This is a genomic window from Streptomyces yangpuensis (genome assembly GCF_024666385.1).
GTDB lineage: Bacteria > Actinomycetota > Actinomycetes > Streptomycetales > Streptomycetaceae > Streptomyces > Streptomyces yangpuensis.
The window spans coordinates 1-15,953 of the sequence record NZ_CP102514.1 but is presented as its reverse complement, the minus strand read 5'-3'; the positions used below and the strand labels follow the sequence as shown (position 1 = coordinate 15,953).

Genomic DNA, 15,953 nt, shown 5'->3' with positions numbered 1-15,953 from the left:
GTGGCGGCCCCCGCCACGGGCCCCGCCACGGCCCCCCATGCGGCGCCGGAGCAACTGCGCGCCCAGGTGTGGGAGTCGGTGATGGCCTTCGACGAAGCCGCCACGGTCGGCGCGGTGCTTTGCGCACTGGACGACGGCATGGCGGCGGAGGACCTCCTGCTCGACGTCATCGCCTCCGTACAGGGACGGGTCGGCCGGGAGTGGGCGGCGAACCGCATCACCGTCGCCCAGGAGCACGCCGCGACCGCCATCAACGACCGCGCCGTCGCCGCCGTCGCCCTGCACCCCTCGGCGCGCCAGGCCCCGACACGCGGCAGGGTCACCGTGGCCTGCGTCGACGGCGAATGGCACGCCCTGCCCGCCCGGCTCCTGGCCGAGGTACTGCGCATCCGGGGCTGGCGCGTCGACTACCTCGGCGCGCAGGTGACCGCCCCACACCTGGTCGCACACCTGCACCGCACCGGCCCGGACGCCGTGGCCCTCTCCGGCTCCCTCGCGACCCGGCTGCCCGCCGCGCACGCGACCATCACCGCCTGCCAGGCCGTCGGGACCCCCGTGATGGTCGGCGGCGCCGCCTTCGGACCCGGGGGTCGCTACGCCCGCCTGCTCGGGGCGGACCTCTGGGCCCCCGACGCGCGCGCCGCCGCCGACGAACTGGCCCGCAGCCCGCTTCCGCGGCCCCGGCCCGGCCACCAGGCCATCGACGACCTGCCCCACCTCGACGACCAGGAGTACACGCTGGTCGCCCGCAGCCGTCCGCGACTGGTCCGGGAGGTCTTCGGACGACTGGAGGACGCCCATCCGGCCGTCCGCGCCTACACCGAAGCGCAGCGCGAGCGGACGGCCGAGGACCTCTCCCACATCGTCGAGTTCCTCGCCGCCGCCCTCTACACCGGTGACGAGGACCTCTTCGGCGGCTTCCTGCAGTGGACCGCCGGTGTCCTCGACGCCCGCGGAGTCCCGGCCGGCTCCCTGCTGCCCGCGCTGGAACTGCTGCAGCGGGAACTGCAGGACTTCCCCCGCGCCACCGCCACCCTGCGGGCCGGAGCCGCCCGCCTGACCCGTACCCCTCTCACCGCTGCCGGGACCGCTGAATGACGAGCCTGCCCTCCACCCCGCTCGGCCTGACGTACTCCTCCTCGCACGAAGCCGTGCGCGTCGAGCTGACCGGCGACCTCGACCACCTCCACGCCGACCTCCTCGTCGACGCCGTCGACCGGCTGCTCGCCGCGCATCCCGGGCTCCGGGACCTGCGGCTGGACTGCGCCGGACTGACCAGCGTCGACTCCAGCGGCCTGTCCGCCCTGCTGATGGTCCGGCGACGCACCGACAAGGCGGGCGCCGGACTCCACCTCGACGGCCGTACGGTGCAGCTGGACCGCATCCTGGAGATCACCGGCACCCTGGGCCACCTCACGGCACCGGGCCCGGGCGCGCAGGCACTGCGCCGGACCGGCGGCGGCGCGTGCGGCGGTCCGGCCCGCGGCGGTCCGGCCCGCGGCGGTCCCGCCGAGGACAGCCTTCCCGCCGCTCCCTCCGGCGGCCCGGAGCCGAGCGCCTGAGACCGCGTCCCCGAGCGGTGGTGTGTGACCATCGCAGGAATCACTCGTTTGACGCGGGCGTGAGCACCTCTCCGAGATTCGGCTCGGCCGCCGTCGAGCACGCCGAGGCGGTCCTTGTCGAGCAGTACCCCCGACTGGTCCGGCTCGCCTACCTGACGCTCCCGGACACGCGGGGCCGGCACACCCGCGTCCTGCTGGCCCACAAGGCCGTGCAGCGGGCGCTGCCCCGCACCGGCACACCGGCAGCACCCGCCCCGGCCGGGGCGGGCACAGCGGACGAATCCGGCACGCATCTCACTCTGGTCCGCTCCCGTGTCCTGCGCGCCGCTCTCGCCCCCTCGGGTCCCGCGGGCGGCACGTGGGCTCGTATCGGCCGGCCGCCCGGCCCGCCCTTCGTGTGGGGGCTGAGACTGTGGCCACCCGCCGGCGGTATCGACGAGGCCGCCCAGACGCTGAGCGGCGCTCCCGCCCCGGTGCGGGCGGCGTTCGTCCTGCACCACCTGGACGATGTGACGGAGGACGAGACCGTACGCCTCCTCGGCCTGGCCGGGGCGGCCGACCCGGCCGGTACCGTCCGCGAGGCACTCGCCCTGCCCGTCGCCGAGGAACTCCTCCGGGCGCTGCGCCGACCGGAGTTCGACGCCAGCGTGGTCAGCGCCCGGCCCACCGACCTGCTGCGCCGCCGCCGCAGGGCACGGGCCGGCTGGGCCGGTCTCGCCACCCTGGCGGTGACACTCACCGTGCTCTCCGTCCGCGGCCCGTCCCCGGAACCGGACCCGGGACCGGCCGCCGGCCCCGCACCCTCCGGGGCACTGGACCCCGCCCGGCTCCAGCGCGTTCCCTCCGACGCCTGGTCCGACACCGCCCGCGTCGACTTCACCGCCTGGCCCGCCCGCGGCGGCCGGACCGGCGACCGCGACCTGCTGGCCCGCGCCCTCCGCACATGGGCCGCGCCGGGCACCACCCGCGTCTCGGCGGCGCCCGGCACCACCGCCGAACCGCCGCCACGGCCGCCGCAACTGCTGTACGCGGGTGACGTGGACGGCCGTACGCTGGTGCTCCTGCGCGACGGGGACCGCGTCGTGCGCTACGGCGAGGCCGGCACCGCTTCCGGCGGCCGCACCCTCGACATCACCCGCACCGACGACTCCGGCGTCACCACGGCCGCCGCCCTCACCCTGTCCCGGGCCCCCGGCGGGGCATCGGCCCGCTACCTCCTCGCCCCCTGGATCGCCGCAGCCGCCACACGGGATCTGACGCGGGCGGGCGACGCGGCGCGGCCGCTCGCCTTCGCCGCGGACGGGGTCACCGCCCCGGCCGCGGTTCCCCCCGCCGGCGCTCGCGCGGACGGCGCACCCTGCGCGTCCTGGCCCGTCATCGAACTCACCTCCTCCACCCGCATCGTCGAGAAGCACTCCTTCGTCCTCACCGACCTCGGCGGGCTGTCCCCGGTCCACCTGACCTACACGCCGCTGCCGGACGGCTCCGCCGCCGCCCCCGCCCGCCAGCCCCGCGAGGCCACCGGCCCCGAGGCCCGCGCCGCCTGGGCACCCCAGGCCTGTCGGCTCGGCGAACTGCGCCCGGGCGCGTACCGTGCCGTCAACGTCTGGGACTTCGCGGCCGCCCAGCTGCCCGACGGCGCCGGCCGTGCGGTCTGGTCCTGCACCCGTGCCTCCGGCTGGGCCGGGCCCGGCGACGCCACGGTCCGGCTGCGCCTCGAAGCCGGAACCCCGCAGGACGTGACGCGGGCCCGGTCCACCGCCGCCTGCGGCCGGTTCGGCCAGCACCTCCTCGCGGGCTTCCGCTGGCGCTCCCCGGCCGGCCGCTGGTACCTGCTGGCCGCCGGAAGCCGTCACGTCACCGGGATCACGGCGACCGGAGCCGTCCGCGCCGGCAGCTCCGACCGGACCCTCGCCGCACCCTGGCCCGGCCCGGACGGCGCCGTCTCCCTGACGGGCATTCTCGCCGGCGGCGGCACCGTCACCGCGCTCGACGGAGCCGGGGGCGGCCGCGACTGACCGGCCGCTACCACCGCATACGGACGTTCTCCGCCCATCCCAACAGGCCGTCGACCGCGATCCGCCGGCCCCCGTCCTCGCGGACGGTTCCCGCGTAGTGGCCGAAGCACTGGTCGGTGCGGTTGCCGACCGGCCCGGCGTCCGTGCGGGCCCGCCGTACGTGGAACGGCGTGAACCGCAGGTCGACCTGACCGGCCCGGCCGTCGTGGACGGTCCACGGCGCCAGCGGGTCGTCGGGCGCGAAATGCCAGTCGAGCTCCGTGCCGATCTTGGTGATCCTGCCGTCGACGCACAGTGCGTTCTCCGTCGAGCCCGTGCCCCGGGTCCACTCGCCGCCGAGCTGGAGGCCGACCGTGTGTCCGTCCGTACGGCCGGAAGCCGCCCCCCAGTTCCAGCGCACGTGCCGGGGCCACCGCCCGCGCCCGTGGTCCAGTACGGCCCAGGCACCGTCCCCGAACGGCAGGACGTCGGCCCCGACGGTGACGGTGCCCGTCGCGGGGCGCGCCGTGTGCTTGGAGGTGTACTGAAAGCGGCGGTCGCTCCACGGGACGACCACCGAAAGGGTCTCGTGCCCGTCGGGCAGTGCGGCGAACAGATCGACCTCGACGGGTACCCGGCCGGGTCCGAGGCAGCGCGCCGCCAACCGGGTGCCGCCCGGCCCTTCGGCGATCCTGATGCGGACCTGGCCGCGGACGGGCCGCTCGGGCCCCACGACGAGGGGCCGCGTCCCCGCGGAGCCGGCGACGGCGTCGGGCAGGCGCACGCCGCGGCCACCGGGAACGATGGCGGTCCGCTCGAACTCCCGCCGTCGACCCGGCCCGAACTCCAGCACGTAGACGGAGTTCAGCGCCAGGTAGTCGAGGTCGCCGACGGTGAGGGCGACCAGGTGCGTCGGTGTCGTCACGCACCAGTACTCCCACCGTTTGGTACGGCCCCAGCCCCGGATGGCCGAGCGGTGCACAGGCCGGCGCGACCAGCCGATCGCGGCGGGATCGAGCCTGCCGTCGGGGAGGCACAGGCCGACGGGACGGGTGATCTCACGTTCGTACGTGGCCATGCGCGGACCCTACGCGGCCGCGTGCGCGGTGGTCGAGGGGGCAGCGTCCGCGGACGTGCGGCGGGGGCGACCGCCGTGGTCGCCCCCGCCTTTCGTCACTGCTCAGAAGTCACGCGCCGTTCGCTGCGCGCAGGTCCCTGTGGGCAGGTCCCTGTGATCAGGTCCCTGGGATCAGAACTGCAGCGCCCAGGAGTCGATCTTGCCGGTGTCGAGGTTGGCGTTGTCGTTCACCCGGAGCTTCCACACGCCGTTGGCGACCTCGGAGGAGGCGTTGACGGTGACGGTCTTGATGATGTTGTCCGCGCTGCCGCCGGAGCGGTTGTGCAGGTTGTACAGGGTGCCGTCGGGAGCGACCAGGTCGACCTTGAGGTCACCGATGTAGGTGTGCTTGATGTCGATCGCGACGCTCAGCGCCGCCGGGGCGTTACCGGTGACCCCGCTGACGGTGACGGGCGATTCGACGGTCGCGTTGTCGCTGATCGCGTAGTCGGCGGTGTTCTCGAAGCGCTTGCCCGGCGGGACGGTGCCACCCCCACCGACGTTGAGCAGCAGGTTCGGGGAGCCCGTACCGGGGCTGGTCACCACGTTCGGGGTCGCGGCGCCCACCAGGGCGTCACGGACCTGCGCCGGGGTGCTGGAGGTGTTCTGCGACAGGTGGAGCGCCGCCGCCCCGACCACGTGCGGCGTGGCCATCGAGGTGCCGGAGATGGTGTTGGTGGCGGAGTCCCCGGTGGCCCACGCGGAGGTGATGGAGGAGCCCGGCGCGAAGAGGTCCAGGACGCTGCCGTAGTTGGAGTAGCTCGCCTTGGCGTCGGTGTTCGTGGTGGCGCCGACGGTGATGGCCTCGGCGACGCGGGCCGGGGACTTGGTGGAGGCGTTGGTGGACTCGTTGCCCGCCGCGACGCCGTAGGTGATGCCGGAGGCTATGGAGTTGCGGACGGCCGTGTCGAGCGCGGAGTCGGCGCCGCCGCCGAGCGACATGTTGGCGACGGCCGGCTTGACGGCGTTGCGGGTCACCCAGTCGATGCCCGCGACGACCTGGGCGGTCGTGCCGGAGCCGTTGTTGTCGAGGACGCGGACGCCGACGATCTTGGCCTTCTTGGCCACGCCGTAGGCCCCGCCCGCGACGGTACCGGCGACGTGCGTGCCGTGGCCGTGACCGTCCTGGGCGGTGTTGTCGTTGTCGATGGCGTCGAAGCCGTAGGAGGCACGGCCGCCGAAGTCCTGGTGCGTGATGCGGACACCGGTGTCGATGATGTACGCGGTGACGCCCTCGCCGGCCTTGTCCGGGTAGGTGTAGCTCTGGTTCAGCGGGAGGGCCCGCTGGTCGATCCGGTCCAGGCCCCAGGACGGCGGGTTCGGCTGGGTGGCGTCCACGGTGAAGACGCGGTCCTGCACGACCGACTGGACGGCGGGGTCGGCGGCGAGCTTCCTGGCCTGCGCCTCGGAGACCTTCACGGAGTAGCCGTTGAGGGCCGAGCTGTAGGTCCGGTCGATCGTCGCGCCGTACCGCTTCGCCACGGCCTTGCCGCTGTCGGCGGTGGAGCGGGCGGCGGAGTCCTTCAGGGTCACGATGTAGCTGCCGGAGATGGTTCCCGCGGCGCCGGCGTTCTCGATGACGCCCTGCGCGCCGCTGTCGGCGGCCGAGGCGGGCAGGGCGGCGGCCGCGCCGAGCGCGAGGGCCGCGACGGCGGTCGCGCTGATGCCGGCGAGCTTCCGGCGTGTGTGACGCATCACGGACATGTGGGGGGTCCTCCTCATGGGCGGTGCACTTCGGGGATGGAGCGGAAGCGACGGCCGACGCGAACCGCCGGCATGTGCGGCCATGCGTGCCCTATGGCCGGTACATGACAACCCGTCAACTCGCCTCCGCCTCCGAAAGGTTGACCCACCCCCGGCCCGCCCACAAGAGGCCGGCGGGCGCGTAACATCCTTGCCATGCTCCGGCCATGATTCGGCAAAGACGCACCGCACATGACGCGGGCACGGCCGGTGTGCCCGGCGAGGTGGGCGTATACGAGCCGAACGCGTCCCCGTACCGCTGACGCGGCCCGGACGGCGGTGGTGGTGCCGGGGCTCGATTTCAAGCCGGGGACGGGTGTGACGCCCGTCCGGGTCGGCGCGGAAACCCTCCCGCGGCGGCGGACCTGGTAGCGGCCGCAGCCTGCGGCCGCAGCCTGCGGCTGCCGCCTGCGGCCTCCTGGACGACCCTGGCGGAGGAGCGCACTCCGCCGATGTGGTGGCAGAGACGGGTTCACGCCACGCGGACGCGCCGTGCCGAGCGTCCCGGCCGTGCGCGACGGGATCAGATCACGGCTGCCGGGTCCGCTGGGCGGACGGCTGCGGCACCCGGTCGGGAGGCGGGGGAGCGGCGCGGAGCCGCTGGGGATCGCCTACCGATGTACCAGGGCGCCGAGTTGTGAAATTTTCGTGCGCGGGAGGGTCGCGCCGGGGCGCGGTTTCAGAGGGAGGTGGTGGTGAGGGTGGCGAGGGCGGCTTGGTAATGGGTGGGGGCGGGGAGGTCGGTGAGGTGGTAGCCGGGGATGGCCGGGGGCTGGGGGTGGGTGCCGACGTAGGGGTGGGTGAGGCCGTTGGCGAGTCCGACGCCGGTGGCTTTGAGACAGGCTTCCTTGCGGGCCCAGCAGCGGGCGAGTGCGGAGGGTTGTCGGGTGGTGGGGAGGGTGGTGAGTTCTTGGGTTTCGGTGGGGTGGAGGGTGTGGAGGACGTCGGTGACGGTTCGTGGGGTGGGGTGTTGTTCGATGTCGATGCCGACGGGGGTGGTGGCGAGGGCGATGTAGGCGTGGTCGCCGCTGTGGGAGAGGGAGAAGTGGAGGGGGTTCCCGGGGACGTTGGGTCGGCCGTGGGGTGCTCCGCAGCAGGGGCAGTTCTCGCGGGTGAGGTGGATGGTCTGCGGTGGTTGGTGGAGGTAGGTGCCGAGGAGGGTACGCAGGGCGAGGTGGGAGGTGGTGTAGCGGTGTCGGTGGCCGGGGTCCCGGAAGTGGGCGGCCCGTTCGCGTTCTTCGGTGTCGAGGATGTGGTGTGCGTCGGTGACGGCGTGGCCGCCGACGGTGGTGATGGTGGTGTTGAGGGCCCAGACGACGGGTGTGGTGGGGGTGGGCGCGGGGCCTGGGACGGGTGGATTGGGGCCGAGTTGGTTGAGGTGCTCGATCACGCGTTTGAGGGTAGTCGAGACGGGTGGAGCGTCCGTTCGACCGGGATCCACAGCTGGAAGTCGGTTGCCGAGCCGACTTCCACCGGCCGGGTCCGCAGCAGCTCCGGACCCGGTCGGCTCGTGTACGGGTTGGAGGGGAACCACAGGGTGAACACGTCGCGCCAGAGTTCCTGGACGGCGCTCGGACAGGGACCGTGATGGTCGAAGACCGCCCAGGTCCCGGCAGGGACGTCGAGGACGTCGAGAGTGCGGAGGGCGTCGGCGTCGGCGGTGTCGGGGGCGGGGGCGGGGGCGGCGTCGGAGGTGTCGGGGGTGTCGAGGTCGCGGGGTTCGCCGCGTTCGCCGGTGGTCGCTTCGGGGCGGGTCGCGACACCGACCCAGTAATCCGCGTGGGCGCCCTCCTCCCGACTGCCGGTCAGATACACGAACGCCGACAGGATCCCCTCCGGCTCCGGGACACCGCGGAGCTCCTTCATCCGTGCGATCGTCCGCGCGTCCAGGCTCTCCACATGTGCCGTGGCGGCCGTGTTGACCCCGTCGTGCACGAGAGGGACCGTGGTCTTCCTGCCGACGACCCGGAACGGCTCCTTCTCCACGATCCGGTAGCGCATGCTCGTACTGCCCTCGACGACGACACGGAAGGACATCCGCGGTTGCGCCGTGAGCACCGCTCCCGTACGCCGGGCCTCACCCGGCCCGATGCCGTGCACCGACCGGAACGCCCGGGCGAACGCCTCGCCCGAGCCGTACCCGTAGCGCACCGCGATGTCGAGCAGCGTCAGGTCTCCGGCGAGCACCTCGGCCCCGGCGAGCGTCATGCGCCGCCGCCGCACGTAGGTGGGGAGGGGCATTCCGGCCAGGGCGGAGAACAGCCGCCGGAAGTGGTACTCCGGCACTGCGGCGATCCGGGCCACCTCGGCCATGTCGATGACGTCCTGGCCGAGGCGGTCCTCGAGGCGATCCTCGAGGTGGTCCAGCGCCTGATTCAGCCGCTCCAGCACGCGCCTGCGTCCTTCCTCGTTGTCGACGCCCACCCCGCCGTCCCGTCGCGGGGGCCGCGCTTCCTTGCAGGGTAGGGGCGACCCGATCGTGCCCCGCCCGACAAAGCCGGTGCGGGAAGTGTCGGGCGGGCCGCGAGGGGGCCACTCAGCCTTGTGCCATGAACGATACGGATACGGATACGGAGATCGAGGGACGGTGCGAGCCGCGGTTCGCCGCGGTCCGCGAGGTGCTTGCGGGTCTCCTCGGCACGGACGATGTGGGGGCCTCGGTGGCCGTCTTCCTCGACGGTGAGCCGGTGGTCGACATCTGGGGCGGTTACGCGGACGCTGAGCGCCGCACCGCATGGGAGCGCGACACCCTCACCTGTGTGAACTCGACGAGCAAGAACATGACCGCCCTGTGCGCGTTGATCCTGGCCGACCGGGGGGAGCTGGACCTGGCCGCGCCGGTCGCCGCCTACTGGCCCGAGTTCGCGGCCGCGGGCAAGGAGAACGTGCTGGTACGACATGTGCTGTCGCATACCGCAGGACTCCCGGACCTGGCGGGGCCGACGACCGTGGAGGAGCTCTACGACTGGGAGAGCGTGACGTCGGGGCTGGCCGCGCAGACGACCGAGTGGGAAGCGGGAACGGCCGCCGGCTATCACGCGCTCACCTTCGGGTTCCTGGTGGGTGAGATCGTCCGCCGCGTCACCGGCCGCAGCCTCGGTGAGTTCTTCGCCGACGAGGTGGCCGGGCCGTTGGGTGCGGACTTCCACTTCGGGCTCGGCGCCGAGCACGACCGCCGTGTCGCACCGCTCGTCCCGCCGCCGTCGCTGACCGACGCGTACACCTCCAGGGCGCCCCTCGGGCCGGACGGCGTACGCCGGGAGTCCCCTGGTGCGGCGATCCGGGTGCGGGACATCAACTCAGCGGCCTGGCGCCAGGCGCAGATCCCGGCGGTGAACGGCTTCGGCAACGCCCGGTCCGTCGCCCTCGTCCAGTCGGTACTGGCCAACCGCGGATCGGCGGGCGGTGTGCGGCTGCTGTCGCCCCGAGGCTGTGAGCCCGCCTGGGAGGATGTGTTCCACGGCGAGGACCGGGTCCTGCGGACGCCGGTGTCCTGGACCATGGGCTTCGGCAGATTCGGCACCGCCTTCGGATGGGGCGGCTGGGGCGGCTCACTGGTCGCGAGTGACCCCGGCTCGCGCATGACGGTGGCCTACGTCATGAACCGGATGCTCGACCGGGACACGCAGGAGGACAACCGCGGCCTGGAGATCATCATGGCCGCCTACGGCGGACTGCAGTGACAGCCCGCCCGTCTGCCGCTCGCGTCCGGGCAGATCGGGAACGGTCGCGGCATAGGGGGAGGTCCGGGCGCCGTCCGGTGCGGGGCGGAAGACGTAGCGCAGGGGCAGCCGCACCAGGGCTCGGCAGGCGCGGCCGCGGCCGCGGGCGCTCTTGGCGCCGCCGATGAGCACGTTGGTGCGGGGCGCCGGCTGCCGCCCACGCCCACGCGCTGTCGGCGGTGTGACGGCGCAGGCCGGTCCCGGCGTGGGGGTGGTTGGGGCGGTGGGGGTGCGTGTGCGGTACAGGGTGTGATGTGGGTAACGTCGGATCATGGGTTTCGGTGGTGTGAGTGGTGGTCAGCGGCGTGGGCACGTAATGCTGTTGGCGGGAGACGCAGCGGTGCGCCGTGGCGGCGTGCTGGTGGCTCCCGGCGTGAACGTGGCCGCGTTGGCGATGGTCCCGGCGGATGCGCTGCTGGGGTGTGGGGTGCCGGCCGACATGGTGTGCCTGGAGGGAGTACGCGATCCGAACACGGTGTTGGCGCGGCTGCGCGTGGCGGTCGGTGCGGAAGGGCCGCTGTTCGTCTACGTATCCGGGCGGTTGACAGCGGATCGTCGTGGCCGGGGTCATGGTCGTGGCCGCGGGCTGTTCGTGGCGCTGGCGGGGACGACGGCGGCCAGCGTCCGGTACACGTCGTTGCCGTGGGAGTGGCTGCTGGGGGAGCTGCGTTCACGTACGGCGGGGGAGACCACGGTGGTGGTCGACCTGGTGGCGGACAAGGCGGCGTGGCCGCTGGTGGAGGAGACCGGGACGCTGCCGGGGCTGGCCGGGCTTACGGGGGTGGAGGCGTTCGGCGTGGTGGGCGGGCCGGGTGCCCCGGCGGCGGTCGGCGGGGTCAGCGGGTACACGCGGCAGTGGATCGACCAACTGCGGCGCGCTCCGGTGCGGCCGTCGAACGTGGAACTGCACGTCCTGGCAGCGGGGTCGGCCGGGCTGGCGCCGGGCACGCTGGTGGTGCCGTCCGCACGGGAGCTGGAGACGCGCTCCGTTCCTGTTCCTGTTCTTGGTCCTGTACCTGGTCCTGTACCTGGACCTGCACCTGTACCTGTTTTTGTTCCTGCTCCGGAGTCCGTGGCCTTTGCCGGGACCACGCGGGTTGTCGAAGCAGCGGACGCGGTGACCGGTGCCGTGGCAGTGGTGGGGACGGAGGACCCGCGGGCACGTTTGCACGCGCTGGCGGTGGGCGGCCGGCATACGGAGGCGGACGCACTGGCGAGGGCGTGGGAACGGTGGGTGGTGGAACGGTCGGGGCATGCCTCGGCAGAGGCGGTGCAGTGCGGGGAGATCCGGGCGGACCTTGCGCGGATGGCGGGTGATTTCGCCTCGGCGACCCGTTTGTGGACGGCTGCGGGGCAGGCTCGGCTGGCATCGCAGGGCCCGGATGCTGCCGAGGTGCAGGATGCGGCAGCGGGCGCCCTGTACTGCTGGACGCAGCTGAAGGACCGGGCTGGGGCACTGGAGCTGGGACCCGCGCTGGTGGGTCTCTTGCGTGCCCTGCCGTCGCTGGATCCGGACCGTCTGCGCCTGGCCGAGCGCCGACTGGAGACGCTGCGTACCCCGGCCGGCGCGCCCTATGGCTCCCGCGTCGTACGGTCCTGACCTTCTGCCGGGCGGGAGCGGGGCGGGGTCAGTACCCGGGGCCACGCTGCCGGGGCCGACCTCGACTTCGGCAGGGCTGAGGACATCGGTCTGCAGGTTTACGGGCGGTGTCGAGCAACCGCCCGCTTGTCAGGAGGCCAGGTGGGCGGGCAGCCCCGCCTCGGCACGCCAGTAGTCCCCGTCGCGCGGGTCGGCCGGCCAACCGATGAGACGCTCGTCCCCCGCCCCGAAGGCCTGAGGAACTTCGGACGGGCATTCGGCGGGTGGCGGGTGGGTGTGGATACTGCTGGGCATGAGGTTCTCGCCTGTTGCCCGAATCCACTTGATGATCACTTTCGTGTTGGTGATGTGCGGAGTGGCGGGTGGGGCCTGCCTCGGCTTGTTGCTGGGTGGGCGAGTGACGGGGGTGCTGGCGGCGACGGCGGCCGGGCTGGGCGCGGGGATCGGATCATTCCTGTCGCGCCGCCACGTGGCCGCTTACCTCCGCCCTGCTCCTGCTCCTGCTCCTACTCCCGCCCCTGCCCCTGTCCCTGCTCCTGCCCCTGCGCCCGGCACTGTCGCGGGCGCGGGTGGGTACGCCGAGGGGATTGCGGATGCGGTGCTGGTCAGCATTGCGGTGTACCAGGCGGCGGTTTTCCCCGTGACGGCTTTCGGGGTCAGCGAGGAGGAGCGCGTCGCGCGGCGGGGCGTCGCATACCGTGTCTGTGCGCATGAGGGTCTGCCGCAGGCGGTGCGGGTCTCGGCGGCTGCGGCGCTGGAGGCGGTTGATCAGGGTGTGGATGCCGAGCGTGCGCATGCTGCGGTGAGGGCGTTGTCGTTGGCCGTCTACGACCAGCGTGCTGCCCGCTGACCCTGCCCTTGTACAAGGGTCTGGGGGCTGGATCGGTTGGGTGGGGTGGGGGTGGGATGGGATGGGCTTGATGGGGTCTCTGCGGCCTGGTGACCCGTCGGAGGTCGGTGGGTACCGACTGCTGGCGCGTTTGGGTGAGGGTGGGATGGGCGAGGTCTTTCTGGCCCGGACGGCCTCGGGGCGGCCTCTCGCGCTGAAGACGGTGCACCGGGATCTGAGCGCGGATGCGGGTTTCGCCGAGCGTTTCGACCGGGAGATCCGTACGAGCGACCGGGTGCGGGGCGCCTGGATGGTCTCGGTGGTCGACTTCAGTCCGCCGGGGGCCGTGTTGCAGTGGCTCGCGACGGAGTACGTGGCGGCGCCCTCGCTGGCGGACTGGGTCCATCGGCACGGGCCGTTGCCGCTGCCCGCTCTGTTGTGCCTGGCCGGGGAGCTGACGGCCGCACTGGTCACGGTGCAGGCAGCCGGGGTCGTTCATCGCGACATCAAGCCGGCGAACGTGCTGCTGGGCCGCGACCGTCCCTTCCTCATCGACTTCGGTATCGCCCGCGTGGTGCGCGACGCCCGCTACACGCAGACCGGCGCGGTCATCGGTACTCCCGGCTACCTCGCTCCGGAGCAGGCCACCGGCGCTGTCGCCTCGGCTCCGGCGGACGTGTTCTCCCTCGCTGCGGTGCTGGTTCATGCGGCGACGGGGCGCGGCCCGTTTCTGGCAGCGGGTGAGGAGCTGACGCTGCCGGCTCTCCTCTACCGAATCGTGCACGAGGAGCCCCGGCTGGACGGTGTCCCGGGGGATCTGGCGCCCTTGCTGCGGGACTGCCTGGCCAAGGATCCGGCCGCGCGCCCCACCGCGGCGGAACTCCTGCAGCGCCTGACGGCTGACGGGCCGGGGCCGGGGGCGGGGCCGGGGGAGTGGGGCACCGCGGTACCGCCTGCCCTGGAGGCTGATGTCGCGCGCCGCGAGGCCGAACTGGCCCGGCTCCTCACTCCGCCGGTGGTGGCGGTGCCCCCGGTACCCGCGGCCCCACCGGCTGTACCATCGCCGTCCACACCTGCCACACCCTCCACACCTGCCACACCGCCCACGGCGTCCGGCGGCGGGCGGTTTTCGGGTCGGAGCCGGCTGCTGGCGGCGGGCTGTGCGGTGGCCGTGGCGGCAGTTCTGGCCTTCTTCCCACTACGGCTCCTCATGGACGGCGACCGTGACCACGGCGGTGGAGGCAAGCCCACCTCGACCCTGACCCCGACCCCGGTCGCGTCTGCGTCGGTATCGGGGCCGGCGGTTCTGCCTGCGGCGTGGGTGGGAACCTGGACCGGCACCGGTCCGGGGACGCCGGATGCGGACGGTGTCACTCGGGCCAGGGCGGGTGCGTTCTCGGTCACGGTGACCTTTAACGCGGGGGCGGTCGGCGAGATCGTGGGCCGGCAGGTCAGTGATGTCAAAGAGCTGGTCACCGGGCGGAACCTGGGTTGTACCGAGGCGTTGGAGCTGCGGCAGATCCGCCAGGCCTCCGCTGTCTTCGCGGCGGTGACCAGTCACCCCACCGATGGTTCGGCGACGTTCGAGTGCCCCCGGGGCAATCTCTACGTCCTCACGATGACGCAGTCCGACCGGTTGACGTTGGAAGCGGAAGGAGCCCAGTCGGCAGGCGCCCCCGAGGCCCTCACCCGCCGAGGCTGACCGACCGACCGATGCCGGCAGACCGAGGCTGACCGACGGACGCCGGTACACCAGGCGGCCGGGGGAGGTGGGTGCCAGGCTGGGAGGAGGCCCATCTGCACACCGGCACAGCGCGGCATGCAGAGGAGTGTCATGTCCTACACCGTGAACGGCGCTGCGGCCCCCGGCCGGCTGCGTACGGCCCTGGGAGCGGCCGCCGCCGCGGCAGCTTTGCTGGCTGCTGCCGCACCGGCCGCCGGAACAGAACCCGGTGCTGTTACAGCGCCTGTGCAGGCGCCTGTGTATGCGCCTGTACCTCCGTGCGGCAGCGGTCAGGTCGCGGCGGACGGCGCCGAACGTCTGGGGGCGAACGCGGTGCGGATCACCGTCGTCAACGAGGGTTCCGCGCCGTGTGTCCTGCGCGGCCACCCTGCCATCGCCCTGGCCGGCCAGGGCTCGCCTGCCCGTGCCAAATCCCTGACGGTCGTCCGTCTGGGCCCGGCGCGTCCGGTGGAGCTGCCCCCCGGCGGTGCGGCTCAGACCCGCATTTCCTTCACGCCGGTACTGGGCGAGGCCGACGGCTACTGCGCCTCGGGTGCCGAGCCCTTCGTCGCGCCCTCGATGGTCCTGGGTGTCGCGGGTGCCCGTCTCCAGCTCGCACCGGACGACGGCGGAAACTTCGCCCTGTGCGGCACCGTGGTCCGCGCCACTGCCTTCCGCCCCGCCTCCTGACCCCTGGGCCTGCGGCGCCCTACGCGCTCAGCGGGGGTTCCAGTGGGCGCGGGTGGCGCCGAAATGGGTCTCGTGTGCCCACACGTGATTGCAGCTGGAGCACTGGAGGTGGAGGAGGCTGCCGGTGTTGGCGAGAAGGTAGCGCCAGTGCGTGGGGCAGGTCCGCCGCTGAGTACAGGGCTCGCAATGGTTGCTGTCGCGGCAGCGAGGACAGGGCACCCAGGCACGACGTCCGGGGTCGGCCTGCGGGTCAAGGGGTAGCACGGTGGTCTCCGCGAGCGGGGAGTATCCCGGCTGCGACGAGGGTGTCGTGGATCTGTTGCTGTTCCGGATCGAGCCCGGAGTACAGCAGGTCGTAAGCGGCTTCTTCGCCGAGGAGGACCTCGACCGGGTTCCAGTCGGGGCCGAGCGCTTCCATCATGTGGGCGCGCCGGAGTGTCTCGTGGGGGGTGAGGTCGAGCGCGAAGTCGACCGGCGCGGACGCGGCAGGTTCGTGGGGGGCCATGTCCTCGAAGTTAGGTAGCCCTTCCTTGGCCGGTCAAGGGAGGGTGTCCGGAGTCACAGCCCCCACCAGCGTCCCGTTCCCCAGCCCCCGTCCACGGCCACACGTCACGCCCGCCCCTCCCACCTCCGGCCCCGAGCCCGCCCTTTCTCCCGGTCCGACTTTGTCTCCGTTCCCCGGCCCACCCCCTGCACAGGCCTCGAGCCGCATCGGCCTCGGCATTCTCGTGACTCGGGTTGGGCAGGGCGGCTGCGCATGCCTGCGGGATTGGGCGCCGTGCGGGGCATTGATGTCGGTGTGCGGTTATGGGGAGGCGGGGCCGTCAGCGACCTGGCCGAAACCTCACTCGGGAGTACCCGGGGGCAGGGTTCAGGTCGGGACCGCGCTCGCTGAGGGGGGTGCGGATTTCCTTGGGCGGCGGCGCCTCGTCCCGTGTCTGCCCTTGGCCTGCCAAGGCTCTGTGCCCCG

Annotated in this window: 15 protein-coding genes; 8 read left to right on the top strand and 7 right to left on the bottom strand. The window is 73.1% G+C overall.

Annotated features, from left to right (window positions below):
- Genes NRK68_RS00075 through NRK68_RS36685 form a run of 3 tightly spaced genes read left to right on the top strand, consistent with a single transcriptional unit; the run spans position 1 to position 3,580 of the window.
- A complete protein-coding gene (locus NRK68_RS00075; protein ID WP_373024354.1) occupies positions 1-1,098 on the top strand; it encodes a cobalamin B12-binding domain-containing protein in 1,098 nt (365 codons plus the stop codon).
- Positions 1,095-1,562 (top strand): STAS domain-containing protein, encoded by a 468-nt coding sequence (locus NRK68_RS00070; RefSeq protein WP_183069417.1) that lies wholly within the window; start codon positions 1,095-1,097, stop codon positions 1,560-1,562. Before NRK68_RS00075 ends, NRK68_RS00070 begins: the two co-directional genes overlap by 4 nt.
- Positions 1,563-1,621: 59 nt before the next feature.
- Positions 1,622-3,580 (top strand): serine/threonine-protein kinase, encoded by a 1,959-nt coding sequence (locus NRK68_RS36685; protein WP_308295992.1) that lies wholly within the window; start codon positions 1,622-1,624, stop codon positions 3,578-3,580.
- A gap of 7 nt (positions 3,581-3,587) precedes the next feature.
- On the opposite strand, the gene NRK68_RS00060 is transcribed toward NRK68_RS36685, so the two are convergent.
- The 4 genes from NRK68_RS00060 to NRK68_RS00045 all read right to left on the bottom strand — a co-directional run bounded on the left by NRK68_RS00060 (position 3,588) and on the right by NRK68_RS00045 (position 8,810).
- A complete protein-coding gene (locus NRK68_RS00060; protein WP_257854279.1) occupies positions 3,588-4,637 on the bottom strand; it encodes a DUF2804 domain-containing protein in 1,050 nt (349 codons plus the stop codon).
- 171 nt (positions 4,638-4,808) lie between these two features.
- Complete coding sequence (locus tag NRK68_RS00055) at positions 4,809-6,380, bottom strand: S8 family peptidase (RefSeq protein ID WP_183069414.1); 1,572 nt, start codon at positions 6,378-6,380, stop codon at positions 4,809-4,811.
- Positions 6,381-7,098: 718 nt separating this feature from the next.
- Entirely contained in the window at positions 7,099-7,809 is a 711-nt protein-coding gene (locus NRK68_RS00050; protein ID WP_257854277.1) for a 4'-phosphopantetheinyl transferase family protein, read from the bottom strand.
- On the bottom strand, positions 7,806-8,810 hold the full coding sequence (locus tag NRK68_RS00045; RefSeq protein WP_257857721.1) for an AraC family transcriptional regulator: 1,005 nt from the start codon (positions 8,808-8,810) through the stop codon (positions 7,806-7,808). The genes NRK68_RS00050 and NRK68_RS00045 overlap by 4 nt, the downstream gene beginning before the upstream one ends.
- Before the next feature lie 158 nt (positions 8,811-8,968).
- Between NRK68_RS00045 and NRK68_RS00040 the strand changes: the two genes are divergently transcribed.
- Both NRK68_RS00040 and NRK68_RS00035 read left to right on the top strand, forming a co-directional pair.
- Positions 8,969-10,102, top strand: a complete 1,134-nt coding sequence (locus NRK68_RS00040; RefSeq protein WP_257854275.1) for a serine hydrolase domain-containing protein — start codon at positions 8,969-8,971, stop codon at positions 10,100-10,102.
- Positions 10,103-10,412: 310 nt separating this feature from the next.
- Entirely contained in the window at positions 10,413-11,741 is a 1,329-nt protein-coding gene (locus NRK68_RS00035; RefSeq protein WP_257854273.1) for a hypothetical protein, read from the top strand.
- 129 nt (positions 11,742-11,870) lie between these two features.
- Here the strand turns inward: NRK68_RS00035 and NRK68_RS00030 are convergent, their stop codons facing one another.
- The gene (locus NRK68_RS00030) at positions 11,871-12,035 is read right to left on the bottom strand and encodes a hypothetical protein (protein WP_257854272.1); all 165 of its coding nucleotides are present in this window, start codon (positions 12,033-12,035) and stop codon (positions 11,871-11,873) included.
- 304 nt (positions 12,036-12,339) lie between these two features.
- Between NRK68_RS00030 and NRK68_RS00025 the strand changes: the two genes are divergently transcribed.
- From NRK68_RS00025 to NRK68_RS00015, 3 genes are all read left to right on the top strand, one after another.
- Positions 12,340-12,591, top strand: a complete 252-nt coding sequence (locus NRK68_RS00025) for a hypothetical protein (protein ID WP_257854271.1) — start codon at positions 12,340-12,342, stop codon at positions 12,589-12,591.
- A gap of 61 nt (positions 12,592-12,652) precedes the next feature.
- Positions 12,653-14,272 (top strand): serine/threonine-protein kinase, encoded by a 1,620-nt coding sequence (locus tag NRK68_RS00020; RefSeq protein ID WP_308295990.1) that lies wholly within the window; start codon positions 12,653-12,655, stop codon positions 14,270-14,272.
- Positions 14,273-14,404: 132 nt separating this feature from the next.
- Entirely contained in the window at positions 14,405-14,983 is a 579-nt protein-coding gene (locus tag NRK68_RS00015; RefSeq protein WP_257854270.1) for a DUF4232 domain-containing protein, read from the top strand.
- Positions 14,984-15,010: 27 nt separating this feature from the next.
- On the opposite strand, the gene NRK68_RS00010 is transcribed toward NRK68_RS00015, so the two are convergent.
- Both NRK68_RS00010 and NRK68_RS00005 read right to left on the bottom strand, forming a co-directional pair.
- The gene (locus NRK68_RS00010; protein ID WP_257854269.1) at positions 15,011-15,247 is read right to left on the bottom strand and encodes a hypothetical protein; all 237 of its coding nucleotides are present in this window, start codon (positions 15,245-15,247) and stop codon (positions 15,011-15,013) included.
- The gene (locus tag NRK68_RS00005) at positions 15,234-15,488 is read right to left on the bottom strand and encodes a DUF6400 family protein (protein WP_183069405.1); all 255 of its coding nucleotides are present in this window, start codon (positions 15,486-15,488) and stop codon (positions 15,234-15,236) included. The genes NRK68_RS00010 and NRK68_RS00005 overlap by 14 nt, the downstream gene beginning before the upstream one ends.
- Positions 15,489-15,953: the final 465 nt, after the last annotated feature.

Coding starts and splice junctions, on each gene's coding strand:
- NRK68_RS00070 (WP_183069417.1), top strand. CDS start 1,095: ATGACGAGCCTGCCCTCCACCCCGCTCGGCCTGACGTACTCCTCCTCG.
- NRK68_RS00060 (WP_257854279.1), bottom strand. CDS start 4,637: ATGGCCACGTACGAACGTGAGATCACCCGTCCCGTCGGCCTGTGCCTC.
- NRK68_RS00055 (WP_183069414.1), bottom strand. CDS start 6,380: ATGTCCGTGATGCGTCACACACGCCGGAAGCTCGCCGGCATCAGCGCG.
- NRK68_RS00040 (WP_257854275.1), top strand. CDS start 8,969: ATGAACGATACGGATACGGATACGGAGATCGAGGGACGGTGCGAGCCG.
- NRK68_RS00035 (WP_257854273.1), top strand. CDS start 10,413: ATGGGTTTCGGTGGTGTGAGTGGTGGTCAGCGGCGTGGGCACGTAATG.
- NRK68_RS00030 (WP_257854272.1), bottom strand. CDS start 12,035: ATGCCCAGCAGTATCCACACCCACCCGCCACCCGCCGAATGCCCGTCC.
- NRK68_RS00020 (WP_308295990.1), top strand. CDS start 12,653: ATGGGCTTGATGGGGTCTCTGCGGCCTGGTGACCCGTCGGAGGTCGGT.
- NRK68_RS00015 (WP_257854270.1), top strand. CDS start 14,405: ATGTCCTACACCGTGAACGGCGCTGCGGCCCCCGGCCGGCTGCGTACG.
- NRK68_RS00005 (WP_183069405.1), bottom strand. CDS start 15,488: ATGGCCCCCCACGAACCTGCCGCGTCCGCGCCGGTCGACTTCGCGCTC.